Raw genomic sequence first — 17,798 nt, 5'->3', positions numbered from 1 at the left:
TCATTACGAATTCGTAATTCTTAGGTGTTATTTTCTGTTTCTGTTCCCGAAGTTAGCCACTCCTGCTCATTAATAGCTCTCACCATAGACATCTAGAATTTTTTCTATAGCTTGGACAAAACCCGGTTTAAAAATTACTTTGCCAGTGTTTAAGTCTTCAATTCTTCCGTGCTGCCCAACTATAAGCTCCTTCATTTTGAGGTAACTAGGGTCAATTGAAAACTTGAGAGAGTTTATTTCCGAAATCGTAAAATTTGTTTTTTGATGAAATGTTTGTGATTTTGAACTTAGATCCCCTTTGTTATATAGCTGAATTGGGACTTCAGCATTCAGCAAATCAGCTCTCAATTGGTTGACTTCAGCGAGTAGTTTGGACTTATCAGAGATCAAATCACGAACTAACCAACGTGCGGTTGAACTTTCAATATCGTCAACCCAACCATGCTCATTTCTCTTAGCAACAGGTAGCTTAGGCTTATCAATCGATTCAGCGTAGACTTTAATTAAGTCTTTATACAGATGACCTGTTTTGTTACGAATCGCACCGGTATTTGGACCTCCCTTGATAGTTGATATTGCCCCTATATTTGAAATCGAAAAATTTTTCTCACCTGATTGTAATTGCTCTAAACAAATTTCATTGATTAGCGCCAAACTCTTTTTTGATTTATTAGAGTTGGCTTTATTCAAGATTGCTTCATACGCTTCTCGAATATAATTTTTAGATGAGTTCATCAGTTTTAATCTCCAATTTAATCGAGTTTTCTAGTAGTGCTTTGATATCCTCTGATAGTGGTACTAGATCTGAATCGTCTGAACTACCCAACAAGTCTAATGGAAGTTCACCATCAAGCACTCGATTAATATTTCCCCATCCGTTTAGGCGAGCCAGCATCAGTTGTGTTATCTGGTTCCCAACATGCAATTGCATTTCTTCACTAAGTTTAAAAAGCTGTGGTTGCATATTGTTATTTGATAGCATCTTATCCAGACTCTGGCTTCTTCGCGGCAGGGCAGTCGTTGCGTTCGCTGATAAGAATATCTCTGCATTTTCACATACTTCAGCCAGAGCTCTATGCTTTGAAACCTCGCTAATGCTTATAGACAGCTTAGGAGCGTTCATAATCATTGGAATTTTACTATCTATCGACGCTACTTGATTGAGAAGTTGCAAAGACTGATCAACTAGCCTAAATATTGATAGGAAGTCACATGAGAGCATATCTAAACGGATTTGCTCACTTTCAAGCAAATTATTTAGTCGTTTTTGTTTCATTTTGACATCAGGAGGAACAATTTTACTGCTATCTTCTAATAAGAAAATCTCCTCATCTAGCGCCTCTATTTCAGCATTAATATGGAGCATCTTGTTCGATACATACTGTTTTGCCTCCGAAATTTCATTACCTTTGATTATTAATCCCACAACAAATGGAGCTCCTGTAACAAAATGTCTGCAACGAAAGCAGTTCTGGCACCCTAAGTACCCAGAAGGAACGGGGTTATACTCGGTTTTCGTCTTTGAATTTTTAGTTTCTTCCCGCTCCAACCCACCGTCGGAGCACCTAGTCGATCCATATGGGCAAAGGCCATAATCGAAAAACTGGATAGAAGCTTTAGGCCACTCCGGATCATGCAAAGCGGAATATACAGGGATTAATAACTCATCTTTATGGTTATGAATCCGATCCTCCATCAAGAGAGCATTTTTTTGATCTTGTGACCTTGCCAAAAGCCTTTTCTCACCAGCATCAAGTGTTTCAACTATGTCTAGGTGTTTGATTTTGGTGTAGTGCAAAGTCATGATTATTTGAGCATGACCTACGACCTTCATCAGAATATGTAAAGGGACTTCACCGTACAATACTAATGCTGTAATCAAACTCACACGCATCGTATGAGGAGTATATTTAGATGTGTAGCTTGAAGCAGATCTCTCTGCCAACGGAAAGTCAGGTTCTTGAATCTCATAGAGCACTTTAGCAAGTGCCCGCCCAAACACATTTTGCTTCATTGGCTGAAAAGTGCTTGTGTCTATATTACGATTTCCACCCGCCGGATTGCGAAATAAGAAACATTGGGTTCCGCGTTGCTTTAGCACTGAAATTGACGGCTTGTTTGTAGTAAAATCAACTTCAGTCCAACGTGTTGGTTCCTTAAGCGGATTATATTTAGATTGCCAGTCTCTTAGTCTTATAATCCAAGGGATAGTGCACGTCGGAATGTAAGGTGAAACAAAAGGCTTTCCTGTTTTATTGGTGTTGGTGAACATTTCAATATTGTCGCCATTCTTATGCAGAACTCCGAGATTTGGCTTCTTTTGGCTGCCAGCAAGCGGGTTATCATTTTTTACCCACTCAAAGTCAGGAACAAGTTGTACTTTTTCATCCAAATTTATGGACTTATAACCTTTGTTAATAAGTTTGAATTCATCAGCTTCCCCCGAATCTAACCATAAAATCTGCTGACCTCGAGTAGGGAGGTTTAACAAACAATAAAGGCCGATAGTTCGTACCGGAGACCACATTTGATATACAGTAACTTTCGAGGTGCGTTGCCCCTTTATTTGCTTGCTTTTTTCTATAACACGCCAAACACAGTCAGGATCTTTTCTATCTATAACTGACTCATCAACGTCATACCAATCAGAGATGTTGAGTTCGTGGCCTACAGTAAGTTGCCTAAAGTTTTCACACCTAACTTGTTCACCACCTTCCTCGACAAACTCAGGTATTAGGTGCGACCTCGCTTTAACAACATATTCATATGGTAGCTCTGGCTTGGCCGTTCCAGCTGCCGCGACTGAATCTGAAACAATGGAAACATTTAAGTAAGGGATACGATACAAGTTAAAACTTGGGACTGGAGTTCGCTCACCAGTGTCCTCATCTTCTAGGTAGAAAGCCTGTTCGAATACGTCTTTTAGAAAGCCAATAATCAAGTTTTTTTGACTATTATTCCGCTGACTTTCAGGCAGTGTATTGATGTAATCTTCCATGGATGGCTGTTCTTGCTTTCGCTCAAAAAAAGGTGCTACTGTATCTACTGCACCTATTTTTCGGATGAACGGTAGGGTGTATAGTAGATAGTGTACTAACCTTGTGCGATTCTGTTGCACACTGTATTTTAAACGCTCACAATAGCCCTTAACTAAATCCGCCCATACTGGCAATCCAACGTCAATAAGTGGTTGATATTCAGTGGGTTCCCAAAAAATGTCTTTAGCATTTTTATATCCATCGATGGAATTTGGATGTACTTTTAATCTTTCGTGGCTCCTTGCGTGCCTTTTGTACTCAATCATATTTTTGATGCGATTGTCTTGGCAGTACAGCTTGACCTCAGCAAGGTTGAAGTATTCGATCGCTAGGAACTCTCTGTAACTCTTAAATTTGTAGTACTTCGATGGGTCATAGGGCAATTGTTTGTTAACTAAAGCCAATTTTTTGTAATCGTCTCTGGACCACAAATTATTATCACTACAGAACTTTCTTGCCTCTTCCAATGAGTACTTTTTTAGAACCTCACGCCCATAAAAAGCATCCCAGCCCGGAAAATCTGTATAATACTTGTCCAAATTACTGTGAAGCAACGGATTTTGTTTGTAGTACTCTTGATATCCAAGCTTGGTTTTCTTTTCATCTGGTATGATTTTACAGGCGGAAGCTGATGCCTCCTGCCATGTAGCATAAAAATTTAAACCAACAAACTCACTCCAACTATTTAACCCATAGTATACAACTGCCTGTATAGGTAGCCTTTCATCTAAACCACAAATAGCTCTATATTCATCTTCTGTAATTTCAGCACTACCAAGCAACTTAATAGCACGAACTAGAGCAACCTCTCGAGAATAAAAATGTTTTCGACCTAAGTAAGACGGCCAATCAACTGGTTTATGGTATGTATAAAATGGATTGCTCGGTAACTTCGGATCGTTTTTGAAGTACTTCGCATATTGTGTTCTAGTTGGTTCAATAATCCCAAGTTCTTTGAAAATAACATCCGTTGCCACTTTTGCTTCTTCAAATGTTTGGTATTTATCAACAACTATTCCTCTACCAAGAAACTCAGAGTATGAGGTAAAGTCGTCGTAGTATCGTCTAGGATTTGATGGGAGCCGAGGGTCGTTCCAATATTCTCTCACATAGTCATTTGAAGTAGGATTAGTGATACCAAGCTCTTCAAACATACTAATTGCAGCAACAGATGCTTCTTTCACTGTGGGATACAGTTCAATAGGCTCAATACCAAAGAATTTTGCGAACGTAGTAAATTTACTATAATACTCCTCTGGCGCAGATGGTAACTTAGGGTCTTCTTTGTAGTGTTTTCTGTATAAAACTCTAGTTGGCTTTTCTATGCCAAGCTCTTCGAATAGTGCAATTATGGCAGTCGATGCTTCTTCTAGCGTTTTATATTTACCAATAGGCTCCTTTTTGCCAAGGTAATTTATCCATCTGAATTTCTTGAATACTTCTCGTGGGTCTGCGTGTAGCCTTGGATCTTTTTCGTAATGCTCAGTATACAGAGCCACCGTTGGCTCATTAATACCGAGTTTCTTAAAAAGCGCGGCTGCAGCAGCTTTGGCTTCTTTATAGGTTGGGTACTTTTCAACAGGTTTTCCTTTACCCAAATACTCATTCCATGTTTTGAAACTCTCATATCTACGAGGATCCGATGGGAGTCTAGGATCTTTTTTATAATTCTCTTTATATAACTCATAGGTTGGAGTACTTATGCCAAGTTTCTTGAATAGGGCAACATTGGCAGCTATTGCTTCTTCAATTGTTGAGTATTTCTGCACCATCTGCGCTTTGCCTGCATATGCTTGCCATGTGGTAAAGTCATCATAGCGGCGAGGATCTATCGGAAGCATAGGGTCTTTCTTATAATGTTTCTTGTATAGGTCAACAGTAGGAAAACTAATGCCTATACTTTTAAATAGCGCTATAGTGGCATCCGAAGCTTCTTTTAGTGTTTTATATCTCTCGCTCATAAAGTCCCCTTGAGTCGATTGAGTTTTTCTTTTGTTTCCATAAATGCTGAAATTTTGTTTTCTGCCTTATCCATTTCCGCGTTAATTTCTTCATGTGAGGGTTGAGCGTATTCTTCTTGAGAATGGATACTTCCATGGTGCATCACGGACTGAATGATATGGCGACTTAAGTTCATCTTTTTTAAGTCGTCCTTATATAAGTGACGTAAGCCGTGAGGTGTAGTCCCCTCACTTTTTGAACTTATTAGCCCAACTCTCTCTACAGCTCTTTTAAGGCCGTCTTCTATAGCTTTATAGGACAACGGGTTGCCGTCTTTGAGGTTTGAAAATGCAAAGGGATGAGATTGATTCTTAGGTGCTTGGTACTTCAAATATAACTGCCAATAAATCAAAAACATCTCAGCCGCTTGAGTATTATTAAAGTACGCAATCATGTAATTCTGATTTGGAATAAGCACAGGGTTTTTCCAGCCTGTATACAATGATTTGGGAGAGTTACGGTTGTTTCTTGGCAGCATGCTGTATTCTGTCATCAAATACTCAGCCCTTCGAGCATCGGGTCTATTATATTTTTTGCGCCATTCATCAGGAGCGAAACCCTTATCAGGGTGATGAACTTTAACTAGTGGTATTTTCTTATCTTTGCTCATATCACTTTTAGCGGGATCTACGGTGATATCTACAACGTATATATTTGGAACCTCAGAAATTCTTAACCCCGCATATCGCATGAGCATAAAAACAAGTACCTTAGCTAAATCTAGGCGATTTTGAGGAGGGTCAGATATTTTTGAACCACAGATAATAAAACTATCCTCCACTTCCAATGATTTATCTCTTGGGAATGTATAAGTGACTTGCTTGTTTTTAGGGCCTTGATGTTTAGCTATAGCACGAACATGCCCTGCTTGTTCCCTGGCTTTGGAATCATCGTAAGTGTGCTTCAAAAATGAGTTGTTCTTTCTATGATGATACGCTGCGAGATTCAGCATTTTTTCATAGGGGGTTGCACTTCGTATAGGATTGAGTAATGCAGATTCTTCTCCAGTTTCTACATATAACCAGTCAGAATACTCACTAATATATCTAATTAGTTTATTCGCGTGGTGTGGGCTACGCGGTTTCCAGCGCAATCCTATTGGGTCTGTTCCATCGACTTGAACGGTACCGCCATGGATTGCTACAGAAAATGCTTCAAACATTAGCCTAGGTGATCCATACACCCCTAATGTTGCTTGCCAATATTCTAGGAGTAGGCTCATGGCTAGAGCATTTTCGTGGTGCCAAGTTTTACCGCGACCGTTTTTTATTACCTGATATCGAAGAAAGGATTCAAGGATTGCACCGTTTAGAGAAACTACTCGAACCTTAATAGCTTTTAAGCCATCAATGGAAACCTGTCGGTTTCTACAAGTAATCGTAATTTTACCCATGTCATTGTCTCCTTTAATAATATTAAATATTATTTTATTAGGGGTATCTTTTTGTGGTGATTATTTAAGGTGAGTTCAGTATTTATGTCTAAACTCAACGAATGTAGTATAAATATCAAAAAAATATTACAAATTTTTAGGGGTATCTTTTATTGCGATTAAAATGATTTTCCCCAGTGCGGGTAGCATTACAGGTTTAGCCGCAGGAGAAGAGCCATTCTTAGTTCCGATGGCCATCCCGATGATTGCTGGGCCTTCCGTCATTGCCGCACTGCTTTTACTTTCAACTCAGCATCCACAACACATGCTTGAGCTTTCTGCAGCGGTGATTATTGCCTGGTCAGGAACTTTTATTATTTTGATGTTCTACAATTTTTTCCATCGTGTATTAGGCGAACGGGGGCTAAAAGCTGTCGAACGCTTAATGGGCTTGTTGCTGGTGATGATTTCGACCCAAATGTTCCTGAATGGTGTGAAAAGCTACATGGGTGCGGCGTAGGGCGTAGTGGAGAACGGATAGAGCGCTCGCTATCATCGGACGATAAAATGATAGCGAGCATCGGTAAGGTTATGCTGAGGTTGTTTGTCTGAGGTATAAGCGATAACAGACTTGACCGGCAGTTTTTTCTCGATGCAACTGCCAGTTGTCAGGTAGCTCGTTCAATGAGAGCTCTTTTTCACATTCAATGTAAATAATGGCTTGTTCTGCCAACCAGCCGTTGGATTCAAGTAACGGCACTACTTGGTTGATCAATCCTTGGTGAAAGGGGGGATCAATAAAAACCACATCGTATTCGCTGGCAGATTGTTTGAGATAGTGCAACGTATCGCCATGCACCGCGTGGATGTTGCTGGCTTGTAAGCTAGCGATGTTACTCTTCAACTGATGGTAAGCCGCTCCGTTGAGTTCGAGCATCGTAACTAAGCTCGCTTGACGGGAGGCGCACTCAAATCCCAAACTGCCAGAACCAGCAAATAAATCTAAGCATTTCGCTTTTGCGATGTCTTGCGCCAACCAATTAAACACGGTTTCTTTGACTCGGTCAGTGGTGGGGCGCAATCCCTGAGCGTCATGCACCGGCAATTTTCGTCCCCGCCATAATCCACTGATAATGCGAACATGGCCACTGGGGAGGCGTTTTTGTGATAGGGTTTGCGGGCGACGTTTTAGCATAGATTTTTTGACCGTGAATTAAGTGTTACTATATGACTGTTCTATTTAGCTTGTGTTTAAACATTGAGATAAATAGCCAGCAGAATTCAATATTATGACAAAGTTTATCAAGCGAACGAGAAAGTTTTCACTGCTTTGTCATTTTTCTTTTCTTAAAGGGATAATCTTGCAAGAAAAGAGTCATCGTTATGTCAAATTCAGGATAGCTCCCAATGACAGAAAAAAAGAAACGTGGCTTATTGTCATGGTTAGGGTTTGGGGATGAACAACCAAACGCAACAACAGTAGTGGAAGAGAACGAATCGGTAAAAGAAGCGGACGATCCTGCTTTAGAACCATCGACCTTACCCGTTGAGCATCACCAAGCCAGTACCGAAACTCGTCTAGAAACAGAAACAGAAACAGAAACAGAAACAGAAACAGAAACAGCACCTAGAATTCAAGAGCAAGAAAAACCGAGTGAAAGTTTTTTTGTGCGTCTCAAGCTTAGTTTGAGCCGTACTAAAGCGAACATTGGTGCTGGCTTTTTTGGGCTGTTTCAAGGTAAGAAAATCGATGATGAGCTATTCGAGGAGCTTGAAGAGCAACTATTGATGGCCGATGTGGGTATGGAAACGACGGTTAAAATCATCACCAGTTTAACCGAAAAAGCGTCTCGCCAGCAGTTACGTGATGGGGAAGCACTCTACACGTTATTAAAGCAAGAAATGGCAGAAATGTTGGCCAAAGTAGAGAAACCTTTGCAGATTGATAGCCAAACGATGCCTTATGTGATTTTAATGGTCGGTGTTAACGGCGTCGGTAAAACGACGACGATCGGCAAATTAGCCAAACAATTCCAAGCGCAAGGTAAAAAAGTTATGTTGGCGGCGGGGGATACGTTTCGCGCCGCTGCCGTTGAGCAATTACAAGTTTGGGGAGAGCGCAATCACGTCCCAGTTATCGCTCAACATACAGGAGCAGATAGTGCTTCGGTGATTTATGATGCGATTGAAGCCGCTAAAGCTCGGGGTATTGATGTGGTGATTGCCGATACGGCAGGCCGACTACAAAATAAAGCCAATTTAATGGAAGAGCTGAAGAAAATTGTTCGTGTAATGAAGAAAATTGATCCGCAAGCGCCACATGAGATCATGTTAACCCTTGATGCGGGAACTGGACAAAATGCCATTAGCCAAGCCAAGTTGTTTAGCCAAGCTGCGCCACTCACCGGGATAACCCTGACCAAGTTGGATGGTACCGCGAAAGGCGGTGTTATTTTTGCTATTGCTGACCAATTTCAAATTCCCATCCGTTATATTGGTGTTGGTGAAGGGATTGATGATTTGCGTCCGTTTGTTACTCAAGAATTTATCGACGCGCTATTTAGCCGAGAAGAGTGAGCTTGGCGGTGTTGAATCTGGCGATCATGTGTGGCTGATTTGCCCGCATGTCGCCGTTAAGGTGTTTAGTCAGCGATACGTTATGTGTCATAGAGGGATCACGGGTGATTAAGTTTCAACAAGTCAGTAAAGCTTATCGTGGCGGTCGGCAAGCCTTACAGAAAGTCGATTTTCATCTGCGTCGGGGGGAAATGGCCTTTTTAGGTGGCCACTCAGGAGCGGGTAAAAGTACCTTACTCAAGCTGATCTGTGCCATTGAGCGTCCCAGTGACGGAAAAATTAGTTTTAATGGTCATGATATTACCCGTATTCCTAATCGTGACATTCCTTTTTTACGACGCAATATTGGGATTGTTTTTCAAGATCATCGATTATTAATGGACAGAACGGTCTTTGATAATGTTGCCTTACCGATGCGTATTGAATCAATCGCAGAGCAAGATATCAAACGGCGCGTTTCAGCGGCATTAGATAAAACAGGCTTATTAGATAAAGCTCGTTGTCTACCAAGTCAGTTATCCGGTGGCGAGCAGCAACGCGTCGGTATTGCTCGTGCGGTAGTCAATCGACCGACCTTATTGTTAGCCGATGAACCGACGGGTAACTTGGATCCTGATTTATCGAATCGTATATTACGGCTCTTTGAGGAGTTTAATCGCGCAGGGGTGACGATTTTATTAGCGACTCATGACATTAATTTGGTGCAATCTCGACCTCAATATCGTCACTTAGAGTTGAACCAAGGCTTTTTAAGTGAGGTGGAAGAGTATGGTCAGCAATAAAGCCAACCCTAAAAAGCGCAGTCAGCCTTACCCAAGAGCGCCAAGAGACAGTTTTATCACTACTCATAGTAAGCAAGCCAAAATGGCATTCTCGGCATTATGGCGACGTCCGCTCGGTAATTTACTGACATTGGCGGTGATCTCAATGGCGCTAGCGTTACCCGCCAGTTTATATCTATTAACGAAAAATATTGCTTCGGTCGCGGTCAATGTGACCAGTCCTTCACAAGTTAGTGTCTACCTTCAACAAGGGACGCCTGAATCTCGGGTGATGATATTAAAAGATCAGTTGGAAAATCGCTCCGATATCGCCTTGGTTGATTACATATCCCCACAGCAAGGTTTAGCTGAACTCAGTCAATATGCTGGGTTTGATCAAGCAATCAGCCTACTGGATGAATATGCTCTGCCTGGAGTATTGGTCATCACTCCCAGCGTGGAAGACAATCAACAAATTAAACGTATTGCTGAGGAAGCTCGTCAGCAAGCCAACGTAACCGATGTCCGATTAGATGAAGATTGGTTAGCGAGGTTAGATGCAATTCGACATTTAGCCATGATCATCGTGGTGAGCTTATCGATACTCATGTTGTCGTCGATCTTTTTGATTATCGGTAATACCTTGCGTTTTAATGTTCAAGCGAATAAAGATGAAATTCAAACCATGAAATTGATTGGCGCAACCGACAGCTATATTTTACGCCCCTACCTTTATTCAGGGATGTGGCTTGGCTTATTGGGCAGCTTATCAGCTTGGTTGCTGACCGCCCTAGTGACGATTATTCTCAATGGTGCCGTGACTGAATTGGCGGCACTTTATGATAGCCGTTTTCGATTGATTGGCCTTAATTGGGATGAATCGTTGTTATTACTGATGTTGGGAACACTATTGGGCTGTTTGGCAGCGCGTCTCTCTGCGCAGCGGCATTTAAAAGAAATTGAACCGTTATAAAATAGAGCGGTCTTATTGAACGGCCACCATGGCTGAGAGTAAAATTATCGGCAATCAAGGCTTGAAACGAATTGATTTTCGGTTCAAGATTGTCAGGTTAAAATTAACTCAAAATCACAGATTGATGAGGATTTGAATGACTAACCAAGCGTATCCAATGGCTCTTATTTCACAAGATAGCTTAGATAGCTACATCCGTTCAGTTAGTAGCTACCCAATGCTAACGGCTGAAGAGGAACGTGAACTGGCTGAGCGGTTACACTACTCAGGTGATATTGAAGCGGCGAAAACGTTGATCTTATCGCACCTTCGATTTGTTGTTCATGTTGCTCGTGGTTATTCGGGTTATGGGTTACCGATTGCGGATCTTGTTCAAGAGGGAAACATTGGTTTAATGAAAGCGGTGAAACGCTTTAACCCAGAGGTCGGCGTCAGACTGGTCTCGTTTGCGGTGCATTGGATCAAAGCCGAAATTCATGAATACGTATTACGCAACTGGCGTATTGTGAAAATCGCAACGACTAAAGCGCAGCGCAAATTGTTTTTTAACCTACGTAAATCGAAAAAGCGTCTCGGTTGGTTTAATAACGGTGAAGTTGAAACCGTTGCTCGTGAACTCGGGGTTGAACCTGCCGAAGTTCGAGAAATGGAATCTCGTTTAGCAGCGCTCGATTCAACGTTTGAATTTTCTGCTGAAGATGACGACAATCCGAATGCCTATACTGCGCCAGTATTGTATTTGGAAGATAAGCAATCCGACTTGGCGGAAAATATCGAAGCGCAAAACTGGGAAAATCATACCAATCATCGTCTCAGTTTAGCTTTGGCCAGTTTGGATGAACGTAGTCAGCATATTGTGCGCTCTCGTTGGCTGGATGACCAAAAGGCGACCTTGCAAGAATTGGCGGATCTTTATCAAGTATCTGCTGAGCGTATTCGCCAGCTAGAAAAGAATGCGATGAAAAAGCTTAAAGAGGCGGTTGGTGATTTTTAACCGCTAGGCAACGAATCAGAGTAAAGCCGAGATCAATCGATCTCGGCTTTTTTATTGGGATCGACAACATTGATCAACATCTGGTCGATTTTTCTGTGGATAACTCTGTGATGAAAAGTGTCACGAATGATCATCAATGACGATAAATTAAGGCTTGAACGCTGTTTTCTATTTGGGGATATGTTTTTCTTACGCACAGCAAAATAAGGATCATCACAACATGTAGTGGATCTTTTTTGCTTAAGCTACCTTATCAACGCAATCCACAGAATTATCCACAATATTATGCTTAAGGATGATTAGGCATAACCTTACTGTCGCTATGTACTTGTTCAATGTGGGTTAGGTTACAATGTGTGCTAACGAATTATCACTCAACGAGAACCACTTCATGGACCATTTTCAGCATATTGATGTTATCAGTGCGCAACAGCTACTTGAACAATCCAAGGCCATACTGGTTGATATCCGTGATCCGCAGTCTTTTGCGTTAGCTCATCCACAGAATGCTTTCCATCTAACCAATGACACGCTCAATGCCTTTATTAAGGATCACCCACTTATACAGCCGGTTTTAGTGATGTGTTATCATGGCATCAGTAGTCAAGGAGCAGCTCAATACTTGGTTAACCAAGGTTTTGAACAGGTGTATAGTATTGATGGGGGCTTTGAAGCCTGGCAGCATGCTCATTTACCGACGACAACGAGTTAACCCTAATGATAAAATTGATCACCTTAGCTCATCCACGGATGGCGCAAGCTTTCATTGATTACATGGCCTCAAGGCACATCGAGGTACAGATGCAGCCAGAGGAAGGTGGTCAGGTTTCTTTATGGCTCATCGATGAACAGCATCAAATAGAAGCCGAAAGCGAACTTCAGCATTTTTTGCACCATCCTCAAGACCGTAAATATCAAGCGGCTTCTTGGCAGGTCGGGAATACACAACCAACGCCGTTTACTTATCAAGCCCCAAGCCTTCTGTCGCTGGTAAAAGCCAAAGCTGGGCCAATCACATTGCTGATGATGATGGTCTGTATCGGAATTTTTGTTTTACAACAGTTTGGTTTGGCTCGTCAGGTGTTTGCGGCGTTGCATTTTCCGGCTTTCGCTGGTCAGCAATGGCAGTTATGGCGTTGGTTTACGCATGCACTGCTGCACTTTTCCGTCATGCATATAGCGTTTAATCTACTGTGGTGGTGGCAGCTTGGCGGTGATATTGAAAAGCGGTTGGGTAGTCTTAAACTTACCCAGATAACATTGATCGCTGCGGCTTTATCTGGTGCTGGACAATACTGGGTGGAAGGCGCGAATTTTGGTGGTTTATCTGGCGTAGTGTATGCCTTAGTCGGTTATTTATGGTTGCTGGGCTGGCGAGCGCCTCAACTTGGTTTAGAGATGCCTAAACCATTGATTGGTTTTATGCTGATTTGGTTAGTGTTGGGATTTGTTCAGCCGTTTATGGCGATCGCCAATACCGCACACTTGGTCGGCTTAATCAGCGGTATGTTACTTGGGTTACATGATGCCAGTCGGTCATCGAAAGCGTTAGATTAAGTGCGGTTTCGATGACCGTGATTCAGTTTTATTGATAAATATATTTAGTAAACAGTAAGTCAGCGATCAAGGTGCGGCCTGTTTCGGGTAGTAAAATGTTATTAATCTCTTCGACGAGAGTTCTGCGTAAATTTTCTCGGCCAGAAAGGGAACGGATAGAGTCCTCGGTTTGTTTACCAAGCTGCTCAATGACCGCATCACGAATCAATGGTTGATGTAGCTCGATTAATGGTAGATCGGCGCTATTGGCGACCATAATATCAATTCTGACCTGAATATAGCCGAGACGATTACCTCGGGTATGGAAGTTAGTGGTCAATTCCGGCTCTAGTGTAAAATAGGCGAATTGGGTTCTATTCTCCGTGGTTGCCATGGCGGAGTAGGAGGCTAGCAGGCCAAAGGCGAGCATTATTTGGACTAGATAACGTTTAAGCATAGTTGTGCCTGTTCTTTCTTCTGTTCACGATATTCGAATCGCCCGACTCTTGTTACAATAGCGCATCTGATTGTAAATAAAATGCTTAATAGAGTCTGAACGCTGCGCGGTTTACCTGCATGTCGGCGTTATTGTATGACGATTAAGCGTCATATTGAATACTAGTATGAATAGAATGACTCCGCTCTATCTTTCTTCATTACGCCAAGTAGATTGGCAATGGCCGGAAGATTTTACTTATCCCTCGGATAACGCCCAATCTTGGCTGTTAGAGCAAGGGTCGTTGTCGCGTCTGATGGCCCAGCGTTGTCAGCAGTTGAGTATTACTCAGCACGATAACCAGTGGCTGGAACCTGCCCAACTGGATTTTACAGAAGTGGCGTGGTTAACGGCGGAAACTTGTCTGCTGCGTCAGGTTATTTTAGCCGGAGATACTAGACCCTGGGTATTCGGTCGAACCCTCATTCCTCAAAGTTCTTTGCAAGGTCAGCCGGATGATTTGACTCAACAAGGGGCTATTCCGCTGGGGCTCACGGTTTTCAACAGTGACCATGTTCGACGGGATGGATTACAAGTTGGGTGGGCGATGACCTCGGATGGCCCGTTACTCGCTCGGCGTTCACGTTTATGGATGAACCATAAACCGATGTTAGTCGCCGAGTTATTTTTACCCGATTGCCCAATTTACGCGAAGGAGAGTGTGTAAATGAACCAAGCAAAAGTTCGTGCCTATTGGCAACTGATGCGTATGGATAGGCCTATTGGTTCGTTGCTGTTGTTATGGCCAACGTTATGGGCTCTGATCTTAGCTGCGCAAGGTATGCCGGATTTTCGTGTACTTATGGTGTTTGCGATTGGAGTGTTTGCGATGCGTTCTGCGGGGTGTGTGATTAATGATTTTGCTGATCGTCACGTTGATGGTCATGTAAAGCGCACAGCTCAACGTCCGCTACCGACGGGAAAAGTCAGTGAGAAAGAAGCGATTGGATTGTTTTTGGTCTTGGTGATCTTGTCTTTTTTGCTGGTATTAACCATGAATCCTTTGACGATTAAACTCTCTTTAGTTGGAGTGGTTCTGGCTTTTATTTATCCCTTCATGAAACGCTATACTCAAGTGCCGCAGCTTTTTCTGGGCTTAGCATTCAGTTGGTCAATTCCGATGGCATGGGCCGCTCAATCCAATGAGTTACCTCCTGTTATCTGGTTAGTCTTTGGGGTAAACCTACTGTGGACGATTGCTTATGATACTCAATATGCAATGGTTGACCGCGATGACGATCTGTTGATTGGGGTTAAATCGACCGCGATTTTATTTGGTCGTCGTGATAAAGCGATCATTGGGGTGTTGCAACTGATGACGATCGTTTTATTAATCGCGTTGGGTTGGGTTTATTCACTAGCGGCCAGTTACTATTGGACGGTTTTGATTGCCAGTGGTTTGTTTGTTTATCAGCAGCATTTGATTCGTCATCGACAACGTATGCCTTGCTTCCATGCTTTTTTGAACAATAACTATGTTGGTATGGTGATTACACTGGGGCTGATACTCTCACTATGGTGGTAATTCGATGAACGACTAAGGCATCCCGAGGGATGCCTTAGTGTTATTGGCTTGATGATAATGAGCGTTGTAATAACGATGATGATCAGGCGTTACCACTCAACTTGACAGATACTTTCTTGAATAGTTAAACGGACTTCCGGATAGAGCATCAGGTAAAGCGCGTCGGCAAACTGCTGAGTTTTTTCCAATTGGCAATAACCATCATGTCCTAAGTAGCCCTGTTCGGTTAAGGTGACAAACAGCGCAGAAAAAACACCTTTATCAAAAAATTCTGGTGCATTAATCCCATGTAGTCGTCCCAGTCGCTGGGCAATCTCTTGACTCTTAGCTTCCAGATCCGTTTTGGCTAAATCTGGGTTAGCAACCAGTAGATTCAAGGCAATCGCATAACGTTGCAGCGTTTCGGAAATCGTTCGACCAAGGAGCATCAAGACTTGTGTCTGTGCTTGGTTGATGGTCACCGTTTGCTGCTCAATCGTCACTAACTGTTGGCGTTCAAGCTCGGATAAGTAACGCTCAACAACTTCATCCAAATCATCATCGGGATAGCTTAAAAATAGCTCTTGCTTAAGGAAGGGATAGACTTGAGCAACGGTTTGCTGGATAGCACTGATCGATAATGATTGTTGGCGGATCAGCATCTGCGCAATTAGCGATGGTAGTGCCAATAGATGAATGATGTTATTACGATAATAAGTCATCAAAATCGACTGGTTACGATCTAATGAGATAATGTCGCCAATACTGTCGGTTTCAACCAAAAACTTATCTAACGACTCAGCATGGGTGACCAGTTGTTCTGCGCTATCGCTAGGTACGGTAAAGGTCGTTGAGTACGGAACATTGCGCAGTAAGGCTAAGTAACAGTCGATTTGTTTGACCAAATTATCCCGAGCCAATGCACGCTGCCTTGAAGCTAATAATGCGGTCGCACACAAGGTCATCGCATTGGCGGCGGCGGCATCATTAATGTGAGTCATCATTTTAGTCGCTAATTGATTAACGATAGGCATCATCCATTGTGGTTTGCTGCCCCCCATGGCATCAATGTCTTGAGTCCATTCTGGCGCATGTTCGTTAAGGTAGTGATTAAGAGGGATAGGCTCACCAAAGTTAACGTAGCCTTGGCCAAAGTTACGTAGTTTGCGTAGGGTGCGAAACACTAAGCCAGCATTCTCTTTTTCTTTGCGTTTACCGCGAAGCTCTTTGGCGTAAGTACCCACTTCCATCACGTGCTCATAGCCAATGTAGACGGGCACTAGGGTTACAGGACGGTTCAAGCCACGCAGCATCGCTTGAATGGTCATTGCTAACATACCGGTTTTGGCTTGCAGTAAACGTCCGGTACGTGAGCGGCCACCTTCACTGAAATATTCTACCGAATAGCCTTTAGCAAACAACTCAGCAAGGTATTCGCGGAAAATGGTGGAATAAAGGGGATCGCCTTTAAAACTTCGACGAATAAAAAATGCCCCGCCACGGCGAAATATTTGTCCAGCAGGGAAAAAGTTTAAATTAATGCCCGCGGCAATGTGTGGAGGAACTAACCCTTCGTGATAGAGCACATAAGAGAGCAGAAGGTAATCCATATGACTACGATGACAAGGAACATAGACAATTTCATGGCCATCTTGAGCGAGTCGGCGCACAGTGGCCGCGTTGTTGATGTTCAGTCCTTGATAAATACGATTCCATAGCCAGCCAAGAACATGATCCCCTTTTTTGATTAAAGAGTACGAAAAGTCGGCGGCGATCTCATCCAAAATATTATGCGCTTCTTTACGAGCTTTTTCTAATGGGATGTTTTTACGATTAGCTTCATCGGCAATCGCTTTTTCTATCGCAGGAGAGTTCATTAGCCGTGAAAATAACTGATGGCGCTGAGGCAAATTGGGACCGGAGGCGGCCAGTTTTTGGCGAGAGAAATGAATGCGAGCCACTCGTGCGAGTTTATGAGCAATTGAACTATCGGTACCATGAGCGTCGGCCATATAACGCAATGAGACAACCGGACTAAAACGGACCAAACAGTCACGCCCAGAGATCACCACCGCAATGGCTTTTTGTAACCCGTTTAAAGCCTGCAAGTAAGGCTTTTCTTGCCCTTCTTTACCCGGACGTCTTCCCCACAACACACTTGCAGGAATCATTTGAACATCCAATTCAGAATCATGCTTATGTAAGGCCAACAGTTCAGAAAAGGTAGTAATCGATTCGTTAGGCACGTTATGGTCGTCTTGCAGTAGCGCTGGACGAGAAGCGATAAAAACATAGCGTTTTAGCGTTTGACCATTAATGGTCAGTGGGGTAAGCGGGTCAGGGAGACCTACGTTAAGCGCATGAGTTTGTAACGTTAGCAGATCAACATTCGAGCGAAATGGTAAGACATAAACAATCGGTTTATGCAGATCAATGGCTAAATCATCAATCGGATTCGATGGGATCGCCGTGCCTTTTACCATTACCGATAGTGGTAATTTTAATAAAGAGCGAGAAAATGAGTGTCCGGAAGACATAAGAGTTCA

The 17,798-nt window shown here is 42.7% G+C and carries 14 protein-coding genes and 1 pseudogene; 9 read left to right on the top strand and 6 right to left on the bottom strand.

The features are described from left to right. Window positions 1–69 precede the first annotated feature (69 nt). From gmtX to gmtY, 3 genes are read right to left on the bottom strand one after another with little or no spacing between them, the layout of a single operon-like run. Entirely contained in the window at window positions 70–735 is a 666-nt protein-coding gene (gene gmtX, locus AACS00_RS16240) for a gamma-mobile-trio protein GmtX (protein WP_064624125.1), read from the bottom strand. Beyond that, on the bottom strand, window positions 722–4,999 hold the full coding sequence (locus AACS00_RS16235; RefSeq protein ID WP_110168019.1) for a VPA1269 family protein: 4,278 nt from the start codon (window positions 4,997–4,999) through the stop codon (window positions 722–724). The genes gmtX and AACS00_RS16235 overlap by 14 nt, the downstream gene beginning before the upstream one ends. Then, on the bottom strand, window positions 4,996–6,432 hold the full coding sequence (gene gmtY / locus AACS00_RS16230) for a gamma-mobile-trio recombinase GmtY (protein WP_064624129.1): 1,437 nt from the start codon (window positions 6,430–6,432) through the stop codon (window positions 4,996–4,998). Before gmtY ends, AACS00_RS16235 begins: the two co-directional genes overlap by 4 nt. A gap of 151 nt (window positions 6,433–6,583) precedes the next feature. On the opposite strand from gmtY, the pseudogene AACS00_RS16225 reads away from it, so the two are divergent. Then, window positions 6,584–6,931 (top strand): annotated as a pseudogene (locus tag AACS00_RS16225) (MarC family protein); the annotation flags it as partial. Window positions 6,932–7,000: 69 nt separating this feature from the next. On the opposite strand, the gene rsmD reads toward AACS00_RS16225, so the two are convergent. After that, window positions 7,001–7,606, bottom strand: a complete 606-nt coding sequence (gene rsmD, locus AACS00_RS16220) for a 16S rRNA (guanine(966)-N(2))-methyltransferase RsmD (RefSeq protein WP_110168018.1) — start codon at window positions 7,604–7,606, stop codon at window positions 7,001–7,003. A gap of 212 nt (window positions 7,607–7,818) precedes the next feature. On the opposite strand from rsmD, the gene ftsY reads away from it, so the two are divergent. From ftsY to glpG, 6 genes are all read left to right on the top strand, one after another. Continuing rightward, window positions 7,819–8,988, top strand: a complete 1,170-nt coding sequence (gene ftsY, locus AACS00_RS16215; protein ID WP_110168017.1) for a signal recognition particle-docking protein FtsY — start codon at window positions 7,819–7,821, stop codon at window positions 8,986–8,988. Window positions 8,989–9,092: 104 nt separating this feature from the next. Next, a complete protein-coding gene (gene ftsE / locus AACS00_RS16210; protein WP_072670159.1) occupies window positions 9,093–9,770 on the top strand; it encodes a cell division ATP-binding protein FtsE in 678 nt (225 codons plus the stop codon). After that, window positions 9,757–10,722, top strand: a complete 966-nt coding sequence (gene ftsX / locus AACS00_RS16205; RefSeq protein WP_110168015.1) for a permease-like cell division protein FtsX — start codon at window positions 9,757–9,759, stop codon at window positions 10,720–10,722. The genes ftsE and ftsX overlap by 14 nt, the downstream gene beginning before the upstream one ends. Before the next feature lie 136 nt (window positions 10,723–10,858). Continuing rightward, entirely contained in the window at window positions 10,859–11,716 is an 858-nt protein-coding gene (gene rpoH / locus AACS00_RS16200; RefSeq protein ID WP_004393939.1) for an RNA polymerase sigma factor RpoH, read from the top strand. A gap of 391 nt (window positions 11,717–12,107) precedes the next feature. Beyond that, window positions 12,108–12,428, top strand: a complete 321-nt coding sequence (gene glpE, locus AACS00_RS16195; protein ID WP_072670157.1) for a thiosulfate sulfurtransferase GlpE — start codon at window positions 12,108–12,110, stop codon at window positions 12,426–12,428. 5 nt (window positions 12,429–12,433) lie between these two features. Beyond that, window positions 12,434–13,273, top strand: coding sequence for a rhomboid family intramembrane serine protease GlpG (gene glpG / locus AACS00_RS16190; RefSeq protein ID WP_072670156.1), 840 nt, complete (start codon window positions 12,434–12,436; stop codon window positions 13,271–13,273). Window positions 13,274–13,301: 28 nt separating this feature from the next. On the opposite strand, the gene AACS00_RS16185 is transcribed toward glpG, so the two are convergent. Beyond that, complete coding sequence (locus tag AACS00_RS16185) at window positions 13,302–13,709, bottom strand: flagellar basal body-associated protein FliL (RefSeq protein ID WP_072670155.1); 408 nt, start codon at window positions 13,707–13,709, stop codon at window positions 13,302–13,304. A gap of 166 nt (window positions 13,710–13,875) precedes the next feature. On the opposite strand from AACS00_RS16185, the gene AACS00_RS16180 reads away from it, so the two are divergent. Both AACS00_RS16180 and ubiA read left to right on the top strand, forming a co-directional pair. Further along, window positions 13,876–14,415, top strand: coding sequence for a chorismate lyase (locus tag AACS00_RS16180; RefSeq protein WP_110168014.1), 540 nt, complete (start codon window positions 13,876–13,878; stop codon window positions 14,413–14,415). Beyond that, complete coding sequence (gene ubiA, locus AACS00_RS16175; protein WP_110168013.1) at window positions 14,416–15,273, top strand: 4-hydroxybenzoate octaprenyltransferase; 858 nt, start codon at window positions 14,416–14,418, stop codon at window positions 15,271–15,273. Window positions 15,274–15,362: 89 nt separating this feature from the next. Here ubiA and plsB read toward each other — a convergent pair whose 3' ends face one another. Further along, window positions 15,363–17,789, bottom strand: a complete 2,427-nt coding sequence (plsB, locus tag AACS00_RS16170; protein ID WP_110168012.1) for a glycerol-3-phosphate 1-O-acyltransferase PlsB — start codon at window positions 17,787–17,789, stop codon at window positions 15,363–15,365. Window positions 17,790–17,798: the final 9 nt, after the last annotated feature.

This window comes from Vibrio sp. 11986-1-5 (assembly GCF_963878025.1).
In the GTDB taxonomy this organism is placed as follows: domain Bacteria; phylum Pseudomonadota; class Gammaproteobacteria; order Enterobacterales; family Vibrionaceae; genus Vibrio; species Vibrio injensis.
The sequence above is the reverse complement of the archived record's forward strand: the minus strand, read 5'-3'. Positions and strand labels throughout refer to the sequence as shown.

Bases quoted from the DNA above. Each gene is read 5' to 3' on its own strand.
- glpE (WP_072670157.1), top strand. From the start codon at position 12,108: ATGGACCATTTTCAGCATATTGATGTTATCAGTGCGCAACAGCTACTT.
- gmtX (WP_064624125.1), bottom strand. From the start codon at position 735: ATGAACTCATCTAAAAATTATATTCGAGAAGCGTATGAAGCAATCTTG.
- glpG (WP_072670156.1), top strand. From the start codon at position 12,434: ATGATAAAATTGATCACCTTAGCTCATCCACGGATGGCGCAAGCTTTC.
- ftsX (WP_110168015.1), top strand. From the start codon at position 9,757: ATGGTCAGCAATAAAGCCAACCCTAAAAAGCGCAGTCAGCCTTACCCA.
- rsmD (WP_110168018.1), bottom strand. From the start codon at position 7,606: ATGCTAAAACGTCGCCCGCAAACCCTATCACAAAAACGCCTCCCCAGT.
- ubiA (WP_110168013.1), top strand. From the start codon at position 14,416: ATGAACCAAGCAAAAGTTCGTGCCTATTGGCAACTGATGCGTATGGAT.
- ftsY (WP_110168017.1), top strand. From the start codon at position 7,819: ATGACAGAAAAAAAGAAACGTGGCTTATTGTCATGGTTAGGGTTTGGG.
- rpoH (WP_004393939.1), top strand. From the start codon at position 10,859: ATGACTAACCAAGCGTATCCAATGGCTCTTATTTCACAAGATAGCTTA.
- plsB (WP_110168012.1), bottom strand. From the start codon at position 17,789: ATGTCTTCCGGACACTCATTTTCTCGCTCTTTATTAAAATTACCACTA.
- AACS00_RS16185 (WP_072670155.1), bottom strand. From the start codon at position 13,709: ATGCTTAAACGTTATCTAGTCCAAATAATGCTCGCCTTTGGCCTGCTA.
- AACS00_RS16235 (WP_110168019.1), bottom strand. From the start codon at position 4,999: ATGAGCGAGAGATATAAAACACTAAAAGAAGCTTCGGATGCCACTATA.
- AACS00_RS16180 (WP_110168014.1), top strand. From the start codon at position 13,876: ATGAATAGAATGACTCCGCTCTATCTTTCTTCATTACGCCAAGTAGAT.
- gmtY (WP_064624129.1), bottom strand. From the start codon at position 6,432: ATGGGTAAAATTACGATTACTTGTAGAAACCGACAGGTTTCCATTGAT.